Consider the following 25992-nt stretch of genomic DNA (forward strand, 5'->3'; position numbering starts at 1 on the left):
TTCATGGGCGGTGGTAGTGGAAGGACTTGATGGGCCTGTTGGATAGAATCCGACCAACCCGCAAATCGGATGCGGGACGCGAAGGGGATCGTACCCCGCTGGAACGGTTGTTCTGGCGGTCGATCGCGCTTGTCGGCGGATTCTCGATGGTGATCAACCTGCTCAACATGGTGATCCCAATCTATTCCATGCAGGTGTTTGACCGCGTTCTTTCCAGCCGGTCGGTGGATACGCTGGCCCTCCTTACCCTTGGCATAGGCCTTGTTCTGGTCTTCATCGCCTCGATGGAACAATTGCGATCAAGGGTTTTGATCCGGGTCGGGACGGCACTTGATCTTCGACTGGGTGGGGAACTGTTTGCCCACGTTGTGCAGCAATCAGCACGCGGCAGCCAGATGCGCCAGCGACCTTTGCGCGATCTATATGGTTTGCGCGGGTTCCTGACCGGCAGTGGCCCGTTCGCCCTGATCGATTTCATGTGGGCCCCGGTCTATATCGGGGTTGTGTTCATCTTTGATACCCGCCTTGGCATGGTGGCCTGTGGCGGGGCGTTGCTTTTGATCGTGATTGCGATTGCCAACGAAGCCGCGGCCAAGATTTCCGTCGACCGGTCCGAAGAAAGCCAGAACCGCGGTATTGCGCAGGAAGAAACCTATGTCCGCAATGCCGAGGCGATGGAAGCGATGGGCATGACCCAGTCTGCCCGTCAGCGTTGGCAGGCGGACCAGTCAGACTCGCTTTATTGGGAAGGTCAGGCCAGCCGCCGTGTTGGCACATCGACCACGTTATCGCATTTTGTCCGCCTTGCCATGCAGGTCTGCTTTATCGGGGTTGGCGCCTATCTGGTTCTGTCCGAAAGCATTACGATCGGCATCATGGTGGCGTCCATGATCCTTGGCATGCGCGGTTTGGCGCCATTTGATGGCGCAGTGACCGCATGGCGCAGCTGGAATGCGGCCCGCAGTTCGTTCGAGCGTCTTAATAATATCCTGCTTGAAAAACGTCAGACGGTCCCGGCACCCATGCCGCGCGGACGCGGCATGTCGGTCAGTGTCGATCGTCTTGTCTTTGCGCCGCCCAACAGCCGCAATGTGCTTTTCAAGGGATTCTCGTTCAAGGCCGGACCGGGGCAGATCATTGCAATCGCCGGGTTCAACGGGGTCGGCAAGACCGCGCTTTTGAAGCTGATCATGGGCATCTGGTTGCCGGGTTCGGGGTCGGTCAAGCTTGACGACGTTGAAGCATCCCGCGCAGATCGCACCGAAATGGGCGCGCAGATAGGGTATCTGGCGCAAAACCCGTTCCTGTTCCCAGGCACAATTGCCGAAAACATTGCCCGTCTTGGCAATGCGGAAATGCGCGACATCATTCAGGCTGCTGAATTGGCAGGCGCGCATCAGTTCATTCTGGATTTGCCAGATGGCTATGACACGCGGGTTGATCGTGGCGGTCGCAATCTTTCGGGCGGGCAGCGACAATTGATCGCACTCGCTGCCGCCCTGTTTTCGCGTCCGCGTTTGTTGTTGCTTGATGAACCGACAACAGCCCTTGATGACAATGGCGTTACCCATATCAGCGAACTGATCGATGTTTTGCGCCGAAACGGCATCACGACCTTTATCGTCAGTCACGAACGCGAAATTCTGGCACGCGCCGATGCCATTCTGGCACTGGCCGACGGGCAAATTCAGGTTGTGCCGGTCAAGGGTGGCGCGAAATCAGCAGTATCAAAACCGGTTCCGGAAAGTGATCAAATTGCGCGTGGCCTGCCACCAATGTCCCGCCCGGCCGAGCCAATGGCCGACGCGTTGCCATCTGATGGTCAAATGCGCATCACCCCCAAACAGATTGCCGTGCCCAATCCCGACGCACCGCGCCCGATTGTCGAGAAAAACACGGTCCCCAATACCCATCCGGCAGCAGCCATGAGCGCGCCGGAACCTGAGGTCGGGATCGAGGAAACACCTGAGATCGCGGATTTCGGTGCCACCGGTGAAGCAGGTTCTGGTCGCGCACAAGCTGCGAAGCAGGCGGCAGGTATCGCCAAGACAGAAATGAAGCCACAGCCGACCCCGGGTGGCACGATGATGACCATGCGCCCGGTCAGCAAGAAACAAGCTGCGACAAGGGACGCAGCCCGCAAGGATCCGCCAGCCCGTGCATCGCGTGAAGCCCGTCCGGCAAGTGCCGCCGATCTTGCGCCCAAGCGCGCCGCGACCAAACCAAAGGCCCAGCCGGAACGCACCGCACAACCGGCCCGCAAGCCTGCGCCACAGCGCAAAATAAGTGAAGCCGAGGCCATCGCCAAGGCCCGCGAAGAAGCCGCGATGCGCATGCGCAAAGTGCGTGAGGATGCCGAACGCGCGGCTGCAGCGCGGGCACCGCGCCGCAAACCGGCCGAGGCAGAAGACCGCCCGATGGATCGCGCACAACCAAGTGCACAAAATACCCGTCGCGGTCGTCCGCAATTGCGTGTGGTTGAAGGATCGGCTGAACGTCGACAGGGTGGTGCCTGATGTCTGGTGGTGTGCAACTTCCAACCGCGCGCGAGCTTAGTACCGATGTTAAGCCGTTGGTGCGGATCGGCTTTTTGATCCTGTTCTTGGGCTTTGGCTCGGTCCTTCTGTGGGCCGGTACTGCTGAGGTCAATTCGGCCGCGACGGCCAGTGGTGTGGTTGCGCCATTTTCGGGCCGACAAAGCGTTCAGCATCTTGAAGGCGGCATCATTCGCGACATTCTTGTGCGCAATGGTACGCGGGTCCAGGCGGGTGATGTCCTGATTAGGCTTGATGATACACGTTCACGGGCGAGTTATGATCTGCTCAATAACCGTTATCTCAATGCGCTGGCGACCCAGACGCGGCTGATTGCCGAACGGGCGCAGGATGATTATTTGTCATTCCCGCCGCCGCTTGAAGATCCGCGCTATTTTTCGATCACCGATGCACAACGCACCCTGTTTGACAGTCGCCGCAGTGCGTTTGCCGGTGAGCTTGCGCTCTATGACGAGCGCATCAAGGAATTGCGTCGCGAGATTGTTGGCACGCGCGAGCAAAAGACCGCTGCCGAACAGCAGGTCGGGATCGTCAAGGAAGAGCTCGCCATGGTCAAACCGATGGTTGATCTTGGCTATGCGCGGCGGACCCGGTTGCTGCAACTCGAAAGCCGGTTGGTTGAAACCCTTGGTAATATCGGGCGGTTTTCCGCAGATATTGCCCGGATCGAACAGCAAATCCAGCAGGTCAAGGCCAGCCAGTCACAACTGATGCGTGACCACCTGCAATCGATCAACACAGAATTGCGCGATATCCAAAGCGAGATTTCCGATCTGAACGAACGCCTGCGCTCGGCCGAGGATATCCTGGTGCGTTCCGACATCAAGGCGCCGCGCAATGGCACGGTGACCAACATGCAGTTCACCACGATCGGCGGGGTCATTCCGCCCGGTGCACAGGTGCTTGAAATCGTGCCGGCGGATGATCGGCTTGTGATCGAGGCCCGCGTTTCCCCGAACGATATTGACGTCGTTTCGGCCGGGCTTCCGGTCAATATCCGGGTGACATCGTTCAGTCAGCGCTGGTTTGCGCCGGTCAAGGGCACTGTAACCGATGTCTCGCCGGACCGGCTGACAGACTCCGAAGGCCGATCCTATTTCCAGGCCATGGTCGAGATCGATGCCGAGAGCCTGGCAGAGCATGAAGGCATGATTTTGTCGCCCGGCATGCCCGCCCAGTTGGAGATCGTAACGGGTGCCAGAACGATTCTTGCTTACCTGTTTTCACCGATCACCACCAGCTTTGATCGCGCATTCCGCGAACAATGATTTGGTAAATAACGTATAGGTCATGATGGCAGAATCTATACAACCTGACAGATTCTGACAGACCGGGCTTTTTCCTTCCAAAACGCCGGAAAATATGAGAAAAAACGCATCAACCATCCCCGGGCGAGTCATTTTCTATTGATGATTCGCATAAATCTAATTTATACTACGGTATAAGTCGATTCTGTGGCCGATTGTTCGCCGCAGTACTGGTAAAAATAATTCCCATGTAGGGAGTATGTGTTTTGGTCTCGCCCGCCAACCAAGACGACGGTGTTGGAATTACCGACACCGATATTGATCAGGTTCTTGATGACCGCGCAGAAGGGGATTCTGCTGCGGTCAAAAATGATTCTGGGGCAGGCTCTTCGGGCGAGGGCAACTCACAATCCGCTGCAACGCAGGTTTTCACCAACATCCAGAACGTGATCGGCACTGCCTATGATGATGTTCTGGTGGGCGATGGTGGTGACAACACCCTGATTGGCGGCGAAGGCGACGACATTTTCGAATCGGGCGAGGGTGAGGATGTTGTTACCGGCGGCGAAGGACGCGATACCTTCGTGCTCCAAAGTGGTTTCGAGCAAACCACCATCACCGACTTCAACATTGACAAAGATGTGTTGGCACTTGGCGACCTTGGCGTCGACAGTGTCAGCGAGCTCATGGCGCTGGCCAGCGAAGATGCGTCTGGCAATGCCTTCATCGTGTTTGCCACCGGCGACAAGGTGATTTTCGAGGGCGTGTCGAAGGCAGATCTTGCCAATGTGACGCTGGTGGATGTCCCGCAGATCAACGAAGTTTCTGTCGCGACGGAGGGCGGGGATGCTGCCTCCACCGATGGCGAAGCCAATGTGATTGAAGGTGGGTCAGGCGACGATATCATCATCGGTTCGGATGGCGATGATGTGATTTTGCCGGGCGGCGGCGTTGATAGCATTGATGGCGGTGCTGGCGAAGATACCCTGTCATTTGACGGGGCTTCTGACGGCGTGCGCGCCGATCTTTCGCAAGGTTCCTCGACCGATGCCACTGGTGCCAATCGGACGTCCTTTGAAAATATTGAAAATCTCCGTGGGACATCGGGCAATGATGTTCTGACGGGTGATTCCGGCAATAACAGCCTGTCGGGTGGTGATGGTGACGACACCTTTGCCGCAAGCGACGGTGCGGACGTTGTTGACGGTGGCGCGGGCGAAAATACCCTTGATTACAGCCAGTCTGATAAGGGTGTTGAAGTCAATCTGGAGTCCGGCGCTGGTCGCACAAATGACGCGCAAGATACGCCGTCGCAAAGCGATACCGGTACCGCAGCCGATGGTGCCGCAAGCGGTGATGCGACAGGCGATAGTGGCACAGGCGGTACGGAAGCCGGTGGTACGGAAACTGGTTCCGGCAGCACCGGGGAAGCGGGTTCGACAGATTCTGGTGAAACCTCTGGCGGGGCTTCTAATGAGGCTTCCGGTGATGGCGCGACCGATGCATCCGGCAGTGAAGAAACCACCCAGAGTGATGGCGGGACCGACAGTGATTCCAGCGGTTCCGGTGAAACCACGACTGGCGATGCGGTAACGGAAACCGGTTCAACGGGCAGTTCTGAAGCACAGGAAGATACCACCTCGGGCGAAGCCACATCTGGCGGTTCAGAAAGCACAGACGAAACGGGCAGCACCGGCGATAGCGCGTCGGAAACACCAACCGATGGCGGTTCAGGTGCTGCATCCGGTTCCGAAGCGACCGGTAACGAAACCGGTGCGTCTTCGGGCGAAACTTCCGGATCGACGGACGGTGGAAGCACGACAGGCGAAACCGCATCAGGTGAGACGGAACCTTCCACGGGTGGTTCCGATTCTGGTGACGCAACCGGCGGAGAAGAAGCTTCAGGCTCTGACGGCGGTGAAGTCGTCGACGGTTCTGATACGGGTTCTGGTGCAGGTTCAGAAGCTGGTGCGGGCACCGAAACCTCTGGTGAAGACACATCTGGCGGCGAAACCAGCGGAGAAACTAGTTCCGACAGTGCTTCTGCTGGCAGCGGTGAAGATACGCTGGGTTCCGGCGATACCGAAGGTGGTGCAACCGATACTGGCAGTGCGGATTCCGGTGATGCTGCGGGCGAAGGTACTGAGCAGCCGGTAGACGAAGCAACCGGTGAAACATCCGGCGCTGAGACGACTGAGCCACAAGCTGGTTCTGAAACCACTGGCGAAGGCAGCGACGAAACACCGGCAGAAGGCTCCGGCGAGGCAGGATCAGGTGATGTTGCCGCTGATGGCGATCAGGCGTCTGATGCAGGTTCAACTTCCGATGAGACCCTAGGCCAAGAAACCACATCGGGTGATACCACCGAAGGCGTCGAAGCAGGCGCAGCACCCGAAGGTGACGCCGGACAAGAAACCTCTGGCGATGCAACCTCGGGCGCGGACGCAACGGGTGGTGAAACAACCGGCGGCACCGACGCTGAAGCGGATGGCGACGTAACCGATGCTGATGATGGCGACTCCAACGCCTTTGACAATAATCCGTCAGGTGCGGCCGACATCGTTCAGGGCGACGACGAGCCAGATACCCTCGGGGGGGATAGCGGAAATGACACCCTTCAGGGCAATGACGGCGATGACACGCTTGAAGGCGGCGCTGGCAATGACCTTTTGCAGGGTGGTGGGGGCAATGATGTCCTGCGCGGTGAAAGCGGCAACGACATCCTGCAAGGCGGTGATGGCAGCGACAGCCTGTTTGGTGGCGATGACGACGACGTACTGCAGGGTGGGGCTGGCAACGACCTTCTGGTGGGTGGCTCCGGCAATGATGTTATGGCGGGTGGATCCGGTGACGACTTCCTGCGTGGGGGCCAAGGCGATGATCACATCCAGGGTGGCAGTGGTGTCGATACTGTAAGCTATAGCGATGCCGACAGTGCCGTCACGGTTGACCTTGCCAACGAAACCGCGACGGGCGGTGCGGGCAATGACGTCGTTCAGATGGTGGAAAACGTCGTCGGTTCCGACTTTGACGATCACATTGCGGGGGATGATGCCGACAACATCCTTGAGGGCGGTGCCGGTATCGATACGCTGACTGGTGGTGCGGGGGACGACACCCTGACTGGTGGTTCGGGTGCTGACGACTTTGAGCTGACCGAGAATTTCGGCAATGACACGATCACTGATTTTGCCGATTCGGAAGACATTATAGATCTTTCCAAACTCGGCATTCAGGACTTTGCAACCCTGCAAACCATGATGTCCGATGATGGCAACGGCAACACCGTTATCGATTTCGGGGATCAGGGCACGCTCACCCTTGAAGGTGTCAGCAGCGACAGCCTAAGTGCGGATGATTTCCGCGGTTTCGGTCGTATTTTTGAAACCGAAGACAATGACGTCGGTGCTGGCACTGATGGCAACGACGCGCTTTATGGTTATGGCGGCGACGATACGCTCAGCGGTGGGGGTGGTGACGATGTCATTTCCGGCGGTTATGGCGATGATACGGTTTCGGGCGGTGCGGGCAACGATACCCTGCGCGGTCAGGAAGGTATTGATACTGTCGACTATTCCGGCGCCAATGGCGGTGTTCAGGTTGACCTTGGTGCAGGAACGGCGACGGGTGCCGATGGCAACGATATTCTTGATCGTATCGAGAATGCGACCGGTTCAGCCTATGATGACGAACTTTACGGCGATAACGGTGCCAACGTTTTGCGCGGTGGTGCGGGTAATGACACGCTTGTTGGTCGTGGTGGCAATGACACCCTTGATGGCGGCGACGGCGACGACCTGTTCGTTGGCGAAGAAGGCAACGATACCCTCATTGGCGGTGAAGGCAGTGACACACTTGATCTGAGTGCGCGCGAAAGCGGTCAGGAAGTTAATCTCGAGGATGGATCCGCGCGTGACGGCCAAACCGGCGAAACTGATACACTGGTTAGTGTTGAGAACGTAATTACTGGTGCTGGCGATGACACTGTCATTGCGTCCAGTGACGCCAATGTCATTTCGACCGGCGCGGGGGATGACGTCATTCGCGGCGTTGGCGGTAACGACACCATCGATGGTGGCGATGGCAATGATACGGTTTCCTTTGGCAATGAGTCCGGGCTGAATGTCGATCTTGCGAACGGCACCGCCACGATGGGTTCCGGGACAGCGCAGCTTTCCAACATTGAAAATATTACCGGGTCTGCAAACAACGATGTCATTTCCGGTGACGATGGCGCGAATACGCTTTCGGGTATGGCTGGTGATGACACCATTTCCGGTGGCGGCGGTGATGACGTGCTGTCTGGTGGTGCTGGGAACGATACTGTTGATTATACCGACGTTGATGGCGGTGTGACGGTTGACCTCTCGACCGGCACGGCAACCGGTGACGGCAATGACACCCTTTCGGGCTTTGAAAACGTTGTGTCAGGTTCTGGTAACGACATCGTTTATGGCAACGCTGTCGACAACATCATTAATACCGGTGCTGGCGACGATACTGTCTTTGGCAGTGCCGGTGATGACACCCTGATTGGTGGCGATGGCAACGATACCCTAAGCTATAACGCTGGTGTGACAGGTCCTGGGTCGGCCGTGACGGTTGACCTCGAGGCTGGAACGGTTTCCGGAAACGACTTTACCGACGTTATCTCCGGTTTTGAGAAGATCGAGGGTTCATCGGCCAGCGACACCATGCTGGGCAGCGGTGGTGACGATATCTTCCTCGGTGGTGCGGGCAGCGATACCATTGATGGTCGCGGCGGTGACGATACGCTGACCGGTGGATCGGGTGCCGATACCTTCGTTGTCCGCGCGGACAGCGGTAATGATCTCGTCACCGATTTCGATCCTGTGAACGACGTCATTGATATTCAGGGTATTGACGGTCTTGAGCTGTTCTCCGATGTCGCCGACTTTATCGGCGAAGACGCGGCGGGCAATGCGACGATTTCGGTTGGCGATGCTGTCATTACCCTTGAAGGTGTTAATCCCGATAGCCTGACCTATGCCAACTTCAAGGGCATCCGTTCGCTGGAAGGTACCGAGGACAGGGACGTTCTGATTGGTACTGACCGAAGTGATGTGATTAGCGCCAAAGACGGCAACGATGTGGTTTCCGGCGGTGCCGGAAACGATACGATTGATGGTGGTGCTGGCAATGATTTCATAACCGGTGGAACCGGCACTGACACCATTACCGGCGGTACGGGTGACGATGCGATCAATGGCGGTGCCGGCAATGATGATCTTGATGGTGGCGATGGTAACGATACCCTGAGCTATCAGGGTACTGACGGTGGTGTTGTTGTCGACCTTGCGACCGGACAGGCAACTGTGTCTGACGGCACTGATACAATTGCCAACTTTGAAAATGTCACGGGCTCGTCCTTTAACGACACTCTGGCCGGCGATGACTCTGCGAACGTGCTTGATGGGGGCGCAGGTAACGATGTTCTTGATGGTCGTGCTGGCGATGATGTGCTCAATGGCGGTGCCGGTAACGACACAATTGCGGGTGGCGCCGGCAATGACCGGATTTCGGGTGGTCTTGGCTCCGATACCGTTACCTATGCCGATGCATCCGGTGGCGTAAATGTCGATCTTGCTGTGGGCACGGCATCGGGTGCGGATGGCAACGACACGCTAAGCTCTGTCGAAAATATTGTCGGCTCGGATTTCGATGATGTGCTGACTGGCGATCAGTTTAGTAACGTCATCGAAGGTGGCGCTGGCGATGACACCATCACTGCAGGTGGCGGCAACGATGTTGTTTCCGGCGGTGAAGGTGCTGATACCTTTGTCTTTGGTGCCGAGACTGGCCGGTCCGTCATCACAGATTTCAATCCGGCAGAAGACAAGATTGATCTTGCTGGCTTCAATGTTCCGAACTTTGAAGCACTCAAGAAAATGCTCGGTACGGACAATGCGGGTAATGCAGTCATTACTATAAATGACAGCACTATCGTCCTGAATGGTGTTTCACCCGAAAACCTGACTGCGGAAAACTTTATTGACATTGAAACCCTGGGCGCGACCGAGGGCAATGATGTTTTGCAAGGATCCTTGGCGGCCGAGGTGATTGATGGCCTTGCGGGCAATGATACGATTGCCGGCGGTGCAGGTGACGACACAATTTTCGGTAACAGCGGTGATGACACCATTTCCGGCGGCTTGGGTCGGGATGTCATCGACGGTGGTGACGGCGAAGATACTGTTGACTATTCGGCCGGCGGTGGCGTTTCAGTCAATCTCGAAGCTGGCATCGGCGGTTTCGGGAACGAAGACACACTGATTGATATCGAAAATGTTCTTGGTTCAAACCAGAACGACACGATCATCGGAAATGATGGTGCCAACACATTGTCCGGCGGTGCTGGTAATGACACCATTTCCGGCGGTGCCGGTGATGACGCATTGCTTGGTGGGACAGGCAATGACAGGCTTTCAGGCGGTGAAGGCAATGACACCGTATTGGGCGGTTCGGGCAACGACTTACTCGTCGGCGGCCTAGGCAACGACACCCTTGTCGGCGGTAATGGTACAGATACAGCTGACTACAGCGATGCCGACGGCTCTGTAACCGTTGATCTTTCCGAGGGGACTGCAAGTGGTGCCGCTGGCGACGATACCCTTGAAAGTATTGAGAGTGTTCTGGGTTCAGATCACGACGACACCCTGATTGGTGACGATGCCAACAACATCCTTTCCGGTGGTTCTGGTGACGACATCCTTGATGGTGGTGCCGGCGACGACCTTCTGATCGGTGGCGCAGGCAGTGACACCATCGAAGGTGGCGATGGCGACGACACTGTAACCTATGCGGATGGCGGTGCGGTCAACGTTGATCTGTCGGCAGGAACGGCGAGCAATGCCGGCGGTACTGACAGCATTAGTGGCGTTGAAAATGTCATCGGTTCTGGCCAGGCCGATATCATCACCGGCGATGACGGTAACAACGTTATCAATGCCGGGGCCGGTGCTGATACCATCACCGGTGGTGCGGGTGATGACACCCTGACCGGTGGGACGGGGGCGGATGTTTACGTTGTTGGTCCGGATGCCGGAACCGATACCATCACCGACTTTGCCGTTGGCGAGGACCAGATTGATATTCGTGCTCTTGGTGTTGATACCTACGGCGCGCTTTACGAGATGATGTCCGAAAACGAAAACGGTGACCTTGTCATCGATTTCGGCGAAGGCACATCGATGGTGCTTGAAGGTGTCAGCCTTGAAGATATCACCGCAGACAACTTCATCGGGGTGCGTGACATTGTCGGAACGTCTGGTGATGACACCATGTCGGGGACCGATGGTCGGGACACGATGTCGGGTCTTGATGGCAACGACATCATTGATGGTGTTCAAGGCGATGACAGCATCTTTGGCGGTGCTGGCGACGACACCCTGATTGGCGGTCAAGGTGATGATATCCTGGATGGTGGCACAGGCGTCGATACAGTTGATTATTCCGACGAAACTGCTGGTATCAATGTCAATCTCAACGCCGGGACGGCCACGGCACAAAGTGGCAATGATCAGATTCGGAATGTCGAAAACATCGTTGCCGGTGCGGGCAATGATGTCCTGATTGGTTCTGATGTCGATAACATCCTCGCAGGCGGCGAAGGTGACGACATCCTTGAAGGACTGGGCGGGGATGACACCCTGTCGGGCGGTGCGGGCAAAGATACCGCAAGTTACACCAATGCCGAGGGCGGGGTTACTGTTGACCTTGCTGCACAAACGGCAAGTGGTGCGGCGGGTGAAGACACGCTTGAAAGCATCGAAAACGTCACCGGTTCGGCCCACGACGATATTCTGATTGGCGATGCTGGTGCCAACACGATTGATGCTGGCGCAGGCAATGACTCCCTGATCGCAAGTGGCGGCGATGATGTGCTGCGCGGTGGTACCGGGGTTGATGGCGTTGATTACGGTAATGCGACCGGCGGTATTACGGCCGATCTGGGCGCGGGCACTGTAACCGGGCTTGGCAATGATACGCTTTCGGGTATCGAAAATCTCAGCGGCTCTGATTTTGATGACACCATCACGGGTGATCAGGGGAACAACGTCCTGTCCGGTGAGGGGGGTGATGACATTCTGTCAGGTGGCAAAGGTAACGACACCCTTCTTGGTGGTGTCGGTGACGACACCCTGATCGGTGGCCTTGGCAAAGACCTGATTGATGGTGGTGACGGGATTGATACGGTTGATTACTCCGGTGCAGAGCAGGGGATAACCCTCGACCTTGCGACGGGTAAAACCGACGAAGACACTGGTGATACGGTTCTTAATGTTGAAAATGTAATCGGTTCGAACCGGAACGACGTTATTACCGGTTCGGATAGTGATAACACCATTTTGACTGGCGGCGGGAACGACATTATCAACGGCAGTGCCGGTGATGACGTGATCGATGGTGGCGCCGGTCAGGACGTAATTGATTACAGCAACAGCGAAACCGGCGTTGATGTTGACCTTGAAGCCGGTTCGGCCGCCAAATCTGACGGTACCGATCTGCTGAGCAACATCGAAGACGTGATTGGCTCGGATGCCAATGACAGCATCGGTGGTTCGGATGCGGCAAACACCCTGTCGGGTGGGGCGGGTAATGACACGATTGAAGGTCGCGCTGGCAATGACGTGATTTCCGGTGGCTCGGGTGATGACACCCTGTCGGGTGGTGAAGGGACCGATACCCTTGATTATTCCGAGGCAACCGGGGCGCAGAACATTGATCTGTCTGCTGGAACTGCGACCGGCGCAGATGGCAATGACACGATTTCCGGTTTCGAAAACGTCACCGGTACAGAATTTAATGACACCATCACGGGCGACGAAGCCGATAACGTGATCAATGGCGGTGCCGGTAACGACATGCTGATCGGCGGTGCTGGAGACGACATCCTTGATGGCGGCGCAGGCGATGACAGCTTCGTCGGTGAACTTGGCGATGACACTTATATTGGTGGTTCGGGTGCCGATACGCTTGATTACTCGGATGCTGCGTCCGGCCTGAATATCAATCTGGGCACCAACACGGCAACCGGTGAAGATACCGGTACCGACACCTTTGGTGGCATCGAACAGATCATTGCATCTGACCATGATGACGTCATCACCGGTGGTGGCAACAACGACACCATTCTTGCCGGCGACGGCGATGACAGCATCACCGGTGGTGCCGGGAATGACGTTGTCGAAGGTGGCGCTGGCAACGATACTATTTCCGGCGGTGCGGGTAACGATACGCTTGACGGAGGCGAGGGCGAAGATACCCTCTCGTTTACCGGTGAGTCAGGTGTTTCAGTTGATCTTCAGACGGGCGCAACCAGCACCAGTGATACGATTTCGAACTTTGAAAACATCACTGGTAGCGTTGGCGCGGATACCCTTCGTGGGGATGGGGAACGAAACACACTGTCTGGTGAAGCGGGCAATGACATCCTTGATGGTCGTGCAGGCGATGACGTCCTTCTGGGCGGTGCTGGCAATGATGCGCTGCGCGGCGGTGTTGGTAGCGACACCATCGACGGTGGTGCAGGGAACGATACACTTGATCTGAGTGATCTCTCCGGCGACCAGACCGTTGATTTCACCGACGGCACAGCCACCAATGGCATTGATACCGACACCTTTACCAATATTGAAAATGTCACGACCGGCGACGGCGATGACCTGATCACTGGCGACGACAATGGCAACGTTATCAATGCAGGTGACGGCGACAACACTGTCAATGCCGGCGATGGTAGTGACGTCATCACCACCGGCGAGGGCGCTGATGTCGTCGATGGCGGTGCGGGTAATGACACCATCAATACCGGCGACGGCGCTGATACTATTTCTGGCGGCGAAGGTAACGATGTTATTTCGTCTGGCGGCGGCGATGACCTTGTCGAAGGTGGCGCGGGCAATGACATCATTTCAGGTGGTGCTGGCAGCGATACGCTTGATGGTGGCGCAGGCAACGACACATTGCTGTCGGGTGCCGGTGATGACCGCCTGATTGGTGGCGAAGGCTTTGATACTGCAAGCTATGTCGACTCCGAGGCTGCCGTCACAGTTGATACCAGCAACAATACCGTATCCGGCACAGCAACCGGTACCGATACCCTTGAAGGCATCGAGGCAATCCGTGGTTCCGAGTTCAGCGACACCTTCATCGGTGGCGCACAGAGCGATACCTTTATCGGTGGTGCAGGGGATGACATCTTTGATGCCGGTGCGGGTGATGACACGCTGACACTTGGAAGCGGTTCGGATCAGGTGATCTTCAATCCGGGCGACGGACAGGATACTGTTACCGATTTCAATCCGCTCGTCGATACTATTGACCTGACCAGCTTCAATATTGCCGGTTATGGTGCGCTTGAGAAAATGTTTGGCACGGACGCCAATGGTGATCTGACCATCACGTTTGACAGCGGCGATACCATCACCCTGCAAGGCGTCACCCCGTCAGAGCTGACTGCCGATAACTTCATCGGTGTTGAAGTTCAGCTTGGTTCAGAAAACGCCGATGAAATGATCGGCGGCAGTGGCGATGACATCATCAACGCCCTTGAAGGCGACGACACGATTGATGGTGGTGCCGGGAATGACCGCCTGATCGGTGGCGAAGGCAACGATACCGTCGATGGTGGTATCGGTGATGATACGCTGGTCGGCAATGCCGGATCGGATGTGCTGCGTGGTGGTGACGGTAATGATACCGCCGATTACTCGACCGAAGGCGCAGGTATCAATGCCGACCTTGAGGCGGGAACCGTTACCGGTGGTGATGGTGATGACGTCCTTGAAGGCATCGAAAACGTCACCGGTACCCTGTTTGACGATACTTTGTCCGGTAATGATGAAAACAATACCCTGACCGGCCTTGCCGGGGATGACACCTTTGTCGGAGGTGCTGGTGATGACGTGCTTGACGGTGGCGAAGGTTCCGATACCGCCGATTACAGCAGTGCCGATCAGGGCGTTGATGTTGATCTGGCCGCGGGCACCGCAACCGGTCAGGGCAATGATACGCTGATCGATATCGAAGATGTCGTTGGCTCCGACTTTAACGACAAGATTGCCGGTGACGAGAGCAACAACACCATTTCCGGCGGTGCCGGTGGCGACGCGATTAATGCTGGCGCCGGGAACGACGTTATTGATGGCGGCGAAGGCATCGACGAAATCAGCGGCGGTTCCGGCGACGACATCATCAACGGTGGCACCGGTGGCGACATCCTTCTGGGTGAAGCTGGCAACGACACCATCAGCGGTGGCGAAGGCGACGATATTGTCGAAGGCGGCGCTGGCAGCGACTGGGTCTATGGCGATGCCGGGGATGACATCCTTGATGGTGGCAACGGCGAAAATGATATCGACACCGTTGACTATTCCAATGTCGATGCGGGTGTCACAGTCGATCTGATCAAGGAATATGCGACCGGTGGCGGCGGGGACGATATCGTTCGGAATTTCGAACGCGTCATCGGGACCGATTACACCGATACCCTGATCGGCAGCGACGGGGTCAACACCCTTGATGGTGGTTCGGGCGACGATACCCTTGTTGGCGGTGCGGGTGATGACGTCCTGATCACCGGCGAAGGCGAAGACCTGATCGTGCTCGAGCCGGGCAGCGGCAATGACACCGTGACCGACTTTGACGTCGAAAAAGACATCATTGATCTGTCGGCTTACGGCATCGAGGATTATGCCACCCTTCGTGACCAGATGTCCGATGATGAAAACGGCAATGCCGTCATCACCCTTGGTGATGGCGACAGCATCACGCTTGAAGGTGTCTCGGTCGATGATCTTGGTCAGAAAAACTTCTTTGGCTATGACGCCATCTTTGGCACCGAGTTCGAAGATGACATCACCGGCAGCCAGATCAGTGACGAAATCCATGCCCTTGAAAGCGATGACATCGTCGACGGTCAGGCCGGTGACGATGATATCTATGGTGACGAAGGCAATGACACGCTGATCGGTGGCGCAGGTGACGATACCCTGCGTGGTGGCGATGGCAGTGATACCGCCGATTATTCCGACACGACCGAAGGCGTCACCGTTGACCTGGGTGCAGGCACAGCGACGGGTGAGGCTGGCAACGATACCCTTGAAAGCATCGAAAACGTCACCGGCGGTAATGGCGATGATGTTCTGATCGGTGATGAAAACGCCAACATTCTGGACGGTGGCGCAGGCAATGACACGGTCTTTGGCAAGGGCGGAGATGACACGCTGATCGGCGGCGAGGGCGAAGATGTCCTGTCCTACGAAGACGCAGACAGTGGCGTGAATGTCGACCTTGGTGCCGGTACTGCAACCGGTGGTGCAGGCAATGACACGATTGATGGTTTCGAGACTCTAATTGGCTCCGACCATGATGACACGTTGGCGGGTAACGAGTTCGACAACGTCATTGATGGTGGCGCAGGCAATGACACGCTTTCGGGCGGTGCGGGTAACGACACCCTGATCGGCGGCGACGGCGACGATATCGTCGATTATTCCGACCAGACCGATGATGTGGTTGTCGATCTTGAAAACGGCACGGGCACGACGACCGATGGCACCGATACCCTCGATGGTATCGAAGGTGCGACCGGTGGCGCGGGTGATGACACCCTGACCGGTTCGACGGGCGACAACATGCTTGCCGGTGGTGCTGGTAACGACACGCTTTCGGGCGATGCGGGCAATGATACGCTTGCCGGTGGCGAAGGTGCCGACCTGATTGATGGCGGTGCCGGTGATGACGTCCTGTCGTTTGAAGGTGACAATGTTGCCGCAGAAGGCGACACCACCGACCATGTCGGGAGCCCGACCACCGATGGGACTGGTGAAGTTGCCGATATCTCTGGCAAGAACCTGTCTGATGACAGCTTCGTTGGTGGCGAAGGCAATGACACGCTGGTTGCCGGTTCCGGTGATGATGCGATCATCCTTGATCGCGATCATGAGAACGGTGCGGCCAACCCGTCCATCGTTGATATCGAAAACATCGATGCTGGCGAAGGCAATGACGTTGTCGATCTGACCAGCAACACTCATTCCTATGGCGATGTCACGGTCGATGGCGGTGCGGGCGATGACACCATCTGGGCAAATGATGGTAATGACGTCCTGTTGGGCGGCGAGGGTGCTGATAACATCAATGGCGGTGCCGGCAACGACACCCTTGATGGTGGTGCGGGTGACGACGTCCTGGATGGCGGCGAAGGTTCTGACACCATTGACGGTGGTGTTGGTAATGACACCATTAAAGCCGGTGCTGGCGATGACGTCCTGCTGGGCGGCGACGGCGACGATACCCTTGATTTGTCGGATGCCAATGGCGCGACCATTGATCTTGGCGCAGGCACCGCAAGCAGCGGTGAAACCGGCAGCGACAGCATTTCGGGCTTCGAAAATGTCATCGCGACCGATGGTGATGACACCATTACCGGATCGTCTGGCAACAACACGATTGATGCCGGTGCGGGCAATGACACCGTTTCCCTTGATGGCGGCAATGACGACATCGATGGCGGCGACGGTATTGATACCCTTGATCTGTCTGGCACCACGGGTGGTGTGACGGTTGATCTGGCGGCCGGTACGGCAAGTGGTGCCAACACCGGATCGGACACCATTGCGAACTTCGAAAATGTCACCGGCTCGGATAGCGCTGACGTCATTACCGGTTCGGACGATGCCAACGTGATTGACGGTGGTGCTGGCAACGACACCCTTGATGGTAGTGCTGGTGACGACACGCTTTCGGGTGGTGACGGTGCGGATACGTTTGTCTTCGAAGACGGCACGGACACCGACCTTGTCACTGATTTCGATCTGACGTCGGATACGATTTCGCTGCCGGATCTGGGCATTTCGGCTTGGACCGATCTGCAACCCTTGCTGTCTGACGGCCCTGACGGTGCGGTTATTACCCTGCCAGCTGGCGGTACGGTGACCCTGTCCGGTGTGGCTGTGGGCGATCTGACCCCGGATCACTTCACGGGTATCGACAATGTCGGCACGCCGGGTGAAGACACCCTTGGCGGTGGCGACGGCGATGATTCGGTTGATGGCGGCGGCGGCAATGACAGCGTCGATGGTGGCGATGGCAACGATACCGTTGACGGTGGTGACGGTGATGACTCCGTCGGTGGCGGTAGCGGCAATGATTCTGTTGGCGGCGGCGGCGGTGATGACACGGTCGATGGTGGTGACGGCGACGATACCGTTGATGGTGGCGACGGCAATGACTCCGTTGGCGGTGGCAGTGGTAATGACTCTGTCGGCGGCGGTGCCGGGAATGACACAGTCGATGGTGGCGATGGGAACGATACCGTTGACGGCGGCGATGGTGATGACACTGTCGGTGGTGGTTCGGGCGATGACACCGTCATTGGCGGTGGTGGCAACGATACGCTTGGCGGTGGCGAAGGAACCGACACCCTTGATGGTGGCGACGGTAACGACGTTCTTCAGTTCGAAGCCGACCGTATCGGTCAGGCCGGCGATGAAACCGACCATGCCGGTAGCCCGGGTGTTGATGGCACCGGCGATGTTGCCGACCTTGAAGGCCTTGGTCTGAGCGATGATCAGTTCGATGGAGGCGAAGGTGTTGATACCCTTGTCGGCACGTCGGCCGGTGATGCCATCATTCTTGATAATGATCATGCCGATGGATCGAACGCACCGTCGATTTCTGGCGTCGAAGTCATCGACACAGGAGCCGGCGACGATGTTGTCGATCTGACCAGCCAGACGGAATCCTATGGCGATGTATCGGTTGATGCCGGAACGGGTGACGACACCGTCTGGACCAACGAAGGCAATGACAGCATCAGCGCCGGTGATGGCAATGACCACATCAATGCCGGTGCAGGAAATGACATCGTTGATGCCGGTGCGGGCAATGACACAGTGGTCGGCAGTGCTGGCAACGATACCCTTTCGGGGGGTGACGGCTTTGACACGCTCGATATGTCCGATGTCGACGCGGATGTCGCGGTCAATCTGCAGGATGGCACAGCCAACGGCAGCGAAACCGGTGCTGATGTTATTTCCGGCTTTGAAAATGTCGTTACGGGTGCCGGTGATGACACCATCACGGGAAGTAGCGCCGACGACACCATTTCGTCTGGTGCCGGTGCCGATACCATTGATGGTGGCGATGGCATCGATCTGATTGATGGTGGTGCGGGCAACGACGTCATTTCCGATGGCGCGGGCAGCGACCTTGTTCTGGCCGGTTCCGGTGATGATACGGTCATCGCCGGTGCAGGCAATGACAGCCTTGATGGTGGCGACGGCACTGACACCCTGAATATGTCGAACGCAACGGGTGGTGCTGTTGTTGATCTTGGTGCGGGTACGGCGAGCTCGGCTGAAACCGGCAATGATCAGTTCTCGAACTTCGAAAATGTCACGACCGGTGCTGGCGACGACCAGATTACCGGATCGAACGGAGATAACGTCATCAATGCAGGTGCCGGTGACGACACCATTGATGGCGGTGCTGGTGATGACACGGTTGCCGGTGGTGCCGGTGCGGATACCTTCATCTTTGCCGATGGCACCGATGATGATGTCGTAAGCGACTTCACTCCTGGCGAAGACAAAATCTCGATTGATGATCTTGGCCTCGAAAGCTGGGGTGATCTGGTTCCGCTGCTAAGTGAGAACGGCGACGGTAACGCAGTCCTGAACCTGCCGGCTGGCGGTACGGTGACCTTCGTCAATGTTGCTCTCAGCGACCTGAGTGCTGATGATTTCAACAACATCACTGATGGCGCGACCCCGTACGATGATACCCTGCAAGGGACCGATGATGATGACACCATCGATGCCCTTGCCGGTGACGATACGGTTACGGGTGGTGCGGGTGATGACACCTTGCTTGGCAATGACGGTGCCGACACCCTGGACGGTGGCACAGGCAATGACAGCCTCGATGGTGGTGCTGGCAACGATACCCTGACCGGTGGTGAAGGCGACGACGCCTTAACTGGTAGTGCCGATAACGACGAACTCAGCGGCGGCGCTGGTGACGATACCCTTGACGGCGGGGCTGGTGACGACGTTCTGAACTTCGAAGCCGACGGAACAGCCACCAGCGGTGATACCACCGAAAACACCGGCAGCCCGGGTGTTGATGGCACCGGCGATATTGCCGATATCAGCGGCAAGAATATCTCTGATGATACCTTCATTGGTGGCGAGGGTAATGACACCCTTGATATGACCGATGGCAGTGATGCACTGGTGCTTGATGGTTCCAAACTGGGTGATGGTCAGACCACCACGTCGACGACCGAAACCCGCACCCTTGGCCTGACAGAATCGGCGAGCTCTGCGGATGTCGAGGCGGCTTGGTCTGATGCCAATCTCTATGCCTTTGACTTTGGTACTTCCTATGTCGATGGCGATGGCAAACTGAACCTTGCGGCGGCGGATGACGCGGTCAACTTTGATGGCAATGGCATCGGTAATGACGGCGGCGGTATCGCTGGTGGTCAGATCAACCACGATGCCCAGTCCGGCGAAAGCGAAGCCATCGTTGTCGATCTTGGTGCAGATGCCTCGACCGCCACGGTTCAGGTTTCCAACCTGATGGCCGGTGAAGGCGGCGGCGAGATCGGGTCATGGAAGGCTTTTGATGCTGACGGCAACCTTGTCGCTTCGGGCACGCTTGATGACAGCACGATCGATTACACCAGCAATGGTGTCGGCACGGCAACCATCAACGCCACCGATGGCAGCGGCAATGCGGTCGAATTCCGCTATATCGCGTTTGAAAGCGAGCCCTACGCCAATGGCTCAACAGGTTCGGACAGCAGTGACTTCTTTGTTCGTTCGATCAGTTTTGAGACGACCGTTGATGAAACCACGACCGATGGCGCACGCCTTGACGGGGTTGAGGTCATCAATGCCGGTTCTGGCGATGACGTGGTCGATCTGACCAGCGACACCATTTCGTACGGCGATGTCACCATCAATGGTGGTGCGGGTAACGATACCCTTTGGGGCAATGCGGGTGACGACACCATCAATGGCGAACTTGGCCATGACAATCTGGATGGCGGTGCGGGTAACGATTACCTTGATGGCAGCTATGGCGACGACATCATCGATGGTGGTGTTGGCGATGACACGCTGCAGGGTGGTATCGGCGACGATACCCTGCGCGGTGGTGCGGGCAATGACATCATTGTCGGTGGTGCGGATGAAGACGTCGTCATGTATGACGATGCGACGTCGGCTGTTGATGTTGATCTGGCGAACTACACCGCAACCGGTGGTGCCGGCAATGACGCGATCTATCATGTCGAAAACGTCGTCGGCTCGGATCATGACGACACAATCGCTGGTGATGCGAAATCCAACATTCTTGATGGTGGTGCCGGTGACGATACGCTTTCGGGCGGTGCTGGCAACGACACCCTTGTTGGTGGCGACGGCAATGATACCGCCGATTACAGCAACGCAAGCAACCCGGTAAATGCCGATCTTGCGACCGGTACGGCCAAGGTCGGCACAACCGAAACCGACAAGCTTTCCAGCATCGAAAACCTCATTGGTTCGAACGGCAATGACAGGCTTTCCGGTTCGGACGATAACAACACCCTGACCGGCGGGCTGGGCAACGATACCCTTTCGGGTCGTGCGGGTGATGACCTGCTTGAAGGTGGTGCCGGTAACGACATCCTTGATGGCGGTGAAGGCAATGACACCATTAGTGGCGGTGAAGGCAGCGACGTGATCACTGCCGGTGCAGGTGCCGATATCGTCGATGGTGGTGCGGGCAACGATACCGTCATGGCAGGTGCAGGTGATGACACCCTTGCCGGTGGCGAAGGTGACGACACCCTTGACCTCAGTGATGCCACCAGCGGTGCGACGGTTGATCTTGCGGCCGGTACGGCAAGCAGTGCTGAAACCGGCAATGACACCATTTCCGGCTTTGAAAATGTGATCGGCAGTGCCGCGGCAGACACCATTACCGGTGATGCGGCCAACAACACGATTGCTGCTGGTAATGGTGCAGACGTCATTGATGATGGCGCGGGCAACGACGTGGTCGATGCCGGTGCCGGTGACGATACCCTGATGGCAGCGGCAGGCGACGACACCCTTGATGGTGGCGCCGGCGAAGATACGCTTGATATGTCGGCTGCCAACGGTGCGACGGTGGATCTGTCGGCTGGTACTGCGACGTCGGCTGAAACCGGGACGGATGCGATCAGCAACATCGAAAACGTCATCGGTTCGGACGGCGAAGATGTCCTGACCGGATCAAGTGGTGCCAACACGCTGCTCGGTGGTGCCGGTGATGACACCATCGAAGGTGGTGCTGGTGGCGACTATCTTGATGGTGGTGATGGCCGCGACACCATCAGTTACGAAGGATCCGGCGAAGGCGTTGAAATCTTCCTCGGTGACACCGATGCCCATACCCATAATCCGGGTGAGGGCGGGCGTGCCTTTGGCGGCGATGCGGTTGGTGACATCCTTGCAAACTTCGAAAAAGTCATCGCATCCGCTCATGACGACTATGTCTACGGCAACAGCCAGAACAACGAAGTTGATCTGGGTGCGGGCAATGACACGTTTGACAATGTCGAAGCCGACATCAGCGAAGACACCGTCGATGGTGGTGCGGGCAACGACGTCATCTGGACCGGCGATGGTGCCGATACCCTGATCGGTGGCGAAGGCAACGATACGCTGCATGGCGAACGTGGCGACGACTACCTTGACGGTGGTGCGGGCAACGACACGCTTTATGGCGATCAGGGCAACGATACCATCGATGGTGGCGCCGGTGATGACGTCATCCATACCGGTTCGGGTGCCGACGTTGTTCAGGTCACCAGCCTGATCGGTGACAAGGTCGTCATGGACTTCAACACCAGCGTTGATCAAATCTCGCTCGATGCGCTTGATATCAGCACCTGGTCTGACCTGGCCCCGCTTCTGTCCGAAGTGAATGGCAACACGGTCATTGATCTTGGCGATCAGGGCTCTGTCACGCTGCGTGGTGTCCGCCTGAATGACGTTTCATCCGACATGTTTGTCGGTATCGAAAATGATGGTGGCCCGACCCAGTTTGATGATGTCCTGCTGGGCACCAGCGAGGATGATTATATCGATGCGCTTGCCGGTGATGACACCGTCGATGGCGGTGCTGGCAATGACACGCTGAATGGCATGGAAGGCAACGACACGCTTTCGGGTGGCGATGGGAATGACACCATCACCGGCGGCAGCGGCAATGATGTGATTTCCGGCGGGTCGGGTAATGACAGCCTCGAAGGCAACGAAGGCGACGACGTCATCGAAGGCAATGCCGGTGACGATACCCTGATCGGTCATGCCGGGAACGACGTCATGGATGGCGGCGGCGGCGATGATTACATCGACGGTATGGAAGGTGACGACACCATCACCGGTGGCGACGAAACCGACACCATTTACGGATCTGCCGGTAATGATTCGCTTGATGGCGAAGGCGGCGACGACGTTCTGTATGGCGGTGATGACAATGACAGCATCGCCGGTGGCGCAGGCAATGACCTGCTGTCGGGGGATGCTGGCAATGACACCCTTGATGGTGGCATCGGCAACGATACCCTGCTTGGCGGTGATGGTGACGATACGCTTCTCGGTGGTGACGGCGATGACGTTCTGTCGGGTGGCAATGGCAATGACCTTCTCGATGGGGGTACCGGCAACGACACCCTGACCGGAACCGATGGCACCGATACCCTGCTGGGTGGTTCGGGCAATGATACGCTTGATGGCGGTGCGGGTGATGACACCTACACCGGCGGTGCGGGTGCGGACGAAATCATCGTATCGAACAATTCCGGCAATAAGGTCGTTACCGACTTCAACACCAACGAAGACAAAATCAATCTGACGTCGCTCGACATTGATGACTGGGGTGATCTGCAAGGCCAGATGACCCAGGTCGGCAACGACACCGTGATCAATCTCAATGGTCAGGGGACGCTCACACTTGTTGGCATCTCAATGAGCCAGCTTAAGGCGGACATGTTTGTCGGTGTCGAACAGGCCTCCGGCCCGACGCCGTATGATGATCTGCTTTATGGCACCAGCAACAATGACACGATTGCCGCCCTTGCCGGCGATGACACGGTCTATGGCCTGAATGGTCAGGACACCATCAGTGGCATGGAAGGCAATGACAGCCTGTATGGTGGTGACGGCGATGACACGCTTTCGGGTGATGATGGCAACGACCTGATCGAAGGTGGCAGTGGTCAGGACAGCATTACCGGCGGCACCGGCGACGATACCCTTGATGGCGGATCGGGTGATGACCGCGTCTGGGGTGGCGACGGTGCTGATACCATCACCGGTGGTCAGGGTCAGGACAAGCTGTATGGCGAAGCTGGCAATGACACCATCAATGGCGGTACCGGCGATGACAGCATCCTGGGTGGTGCGGGCAACGACGTGATTGATGGCGGCGAAAACAACGACCGTCTCTATGGCGGTGATGGTGACGACACCATCGAAGGCGGCAATGGCGACGACAAGCTTTATGGTGATGCCGGCAATGACACCCTGATGGGTGGTGCTGGTCATGACAGCCTTGTCGGGGGTGCCGGTCGCGATACTGCAAGCTATGCCAACTCGACCACGGCAGTTGCCGCAAACCTTGAAAGCGGCACCGCAAGCAGCAGCGTAGGCAATGACAAGCTAAGCTCGATCGAAGACCTGATTGGTTCGAACTTCAACGACTATCTGTTCGGTGACGATGGCGCGAACCTGCTGTCGGGCCTTGATGGCAATGACATCCTTGGCGGTGACGACGGGGATGACACCATCTGGGGTGGCGATGGCAATGACAGCATCAATGGTGGCCGCGGTTCGGACCTGATCGATGCCGGTGCTGGCGACGATTACATCGAATACCAGAAGGATGCGAGCTGGACCGGCAGTTATGCTGCCAAAAACGTTGGCGATCCGGGCATGGATGGCACCAACGAACAGATCAATCTTTCGGGCTATAATCGTTCCGAAGACATCATTGATGGCGGTTCGGGCACCGATACCCTGGCAATGACCAGCGGCAACGACGCCCTGTTCCTTGAAGATCGCCTGACCGATCCGGGCACCAGCCCGCGGATCTCCAATATCGAAGTCATTGATGCCGGTAACGGCGATGACATCATCGATCTGACCAGTGATACGCTGTCTTATGGTGATGTCACCATTCTTGGTGGCACCGGTGATGACATCGTCTGGAGCAACGCTGGCGACGACGTGATTGATGGCGGTGCAGGCAACGACACCCTGTGGGGTGGTTCGGGCGCTGATACGATCACGGGCGGTGCCGGTCAGGATGTTCTGAATGGCGGTGCGGGCGATGATGTCCTGCAATACAACGCCGATGGCGTTTGGGATAACAACTGGTACGCCGTCAACAATGGTTCGCCGGGCGAAGATGGTCATCAGAATGACAGTGGCTGGGGTCATCACCATTTCCATGGCAATGGCTGGGGCCATAACGAGGGTGGTGACACTGGCACTGGCGAGACCGTCAATCTGGGTGGCTATAACCAGTCGAACGATGTCTTCACTGGTGGCGAGGGTATCGACACCCTGAAAATGACCAGCGGCAATGACGCCCTGTTCCTCGATGATGACGTCAGCGACGGCGATGCCAATGTCCGCATCAGCGGCATCGAAGTGATCGAGGCCGGTGACGGTAACGACATCATTGATCTGACCAGCGACACCGAAAGCTATGGCGATGTCACCCTTGATGGCGGTGCCGGTAACGATACGCTTTGGGGCAATGCCGGTGATGACCTGTTGCTGGGTGGCTCGGGCGATGACCATCTTTATGGCAGCGCCGGTGATGACACCCTGACCGGCGGGACTGGCTGGGATACCTTCCAGATCGGCAAAGCCGATGGGCATGACATCATTACCGACTTCACGCCGGGCGAAGACATCATCGATCTGTCGGAATGGAACTACAACAACTTCAACCAGGTCCTGAATGACATGCATCTCGATACCGATGGCAATGTCGTCATTGAACTGGGCAACGATGCCTCTGTCACGCTGATGGGCGTCAATGATCCGGATGATTTGGATGCCGATGACTTCGGCTTTGGCAACTGATCAAGGATCAAAAGTCTGATCGAATAAAAA

The 25992-nt window shown here is 57.1% G+C and carries 3 protein-coding genes; all 3 read left to right on the forward strand.

Annotated elements, in window-relative coordinates:
- Window positions 1-29 precede the first annotated feature (29 nt).
- The 3 genes from B2T33_RS18285 to B2T33_RS18295 all read left to right on the forward strand — a co-directional run bounded on the left by B2T33_RS18285 (window position 30) and on the right by B2T33_RS18295 (window position 25962).
- Window positions 30-2516: a type I secretion system permease/ATPase gene (locus B2T33_RS18285; RefSeq protein WP_286792820.1), complete on the forward strand. Its 2487-nt coding sequence runs from the start codon at window positions 30-32 to the stop codon at window positions 2514-2516.
- Window positions 2516-3823 (forward strand): HlyD family type I secretion periplasmic adaptor subunit, encoded by a 1308-nt coding sequence (locus B2T33_RS18290; RefSeq protein WP_197146101.1) that lies wholly within the window; start codon window positions 2516-2518, stop codon window positions 3821-3823. Before B2T33_RS18285 ends, B2T33_RS18290 begins: the two co-directional genes overlap by 1 nt.
- 245 nt (window positions 3824-4068) lie before the next feature.
- Window positions 4069-25962, forward strand: coding sequence for a M10 family metallopeptidase C-terminal domain-containing protein (locus B2T33_RS18295; RefSeq protein WP_286792821.1), 21894 nt, complete (start codon window positions 4069-4071; stop codon window positions 25960-25962).
- Window positions 25963-25992: the final 30 nt, after the last annotated feature.

Origin of the sequence: Thalassospira sp. UBA4513 (assembly GCF_002388495.1) — a bacterium.
Lineage (GTDB): Bacteria > Pseudomonadota > Alphaproteobacteria > Rhodospirillales > Thalassospiraceae > Thalassospira > Thalassospira tepidiphila.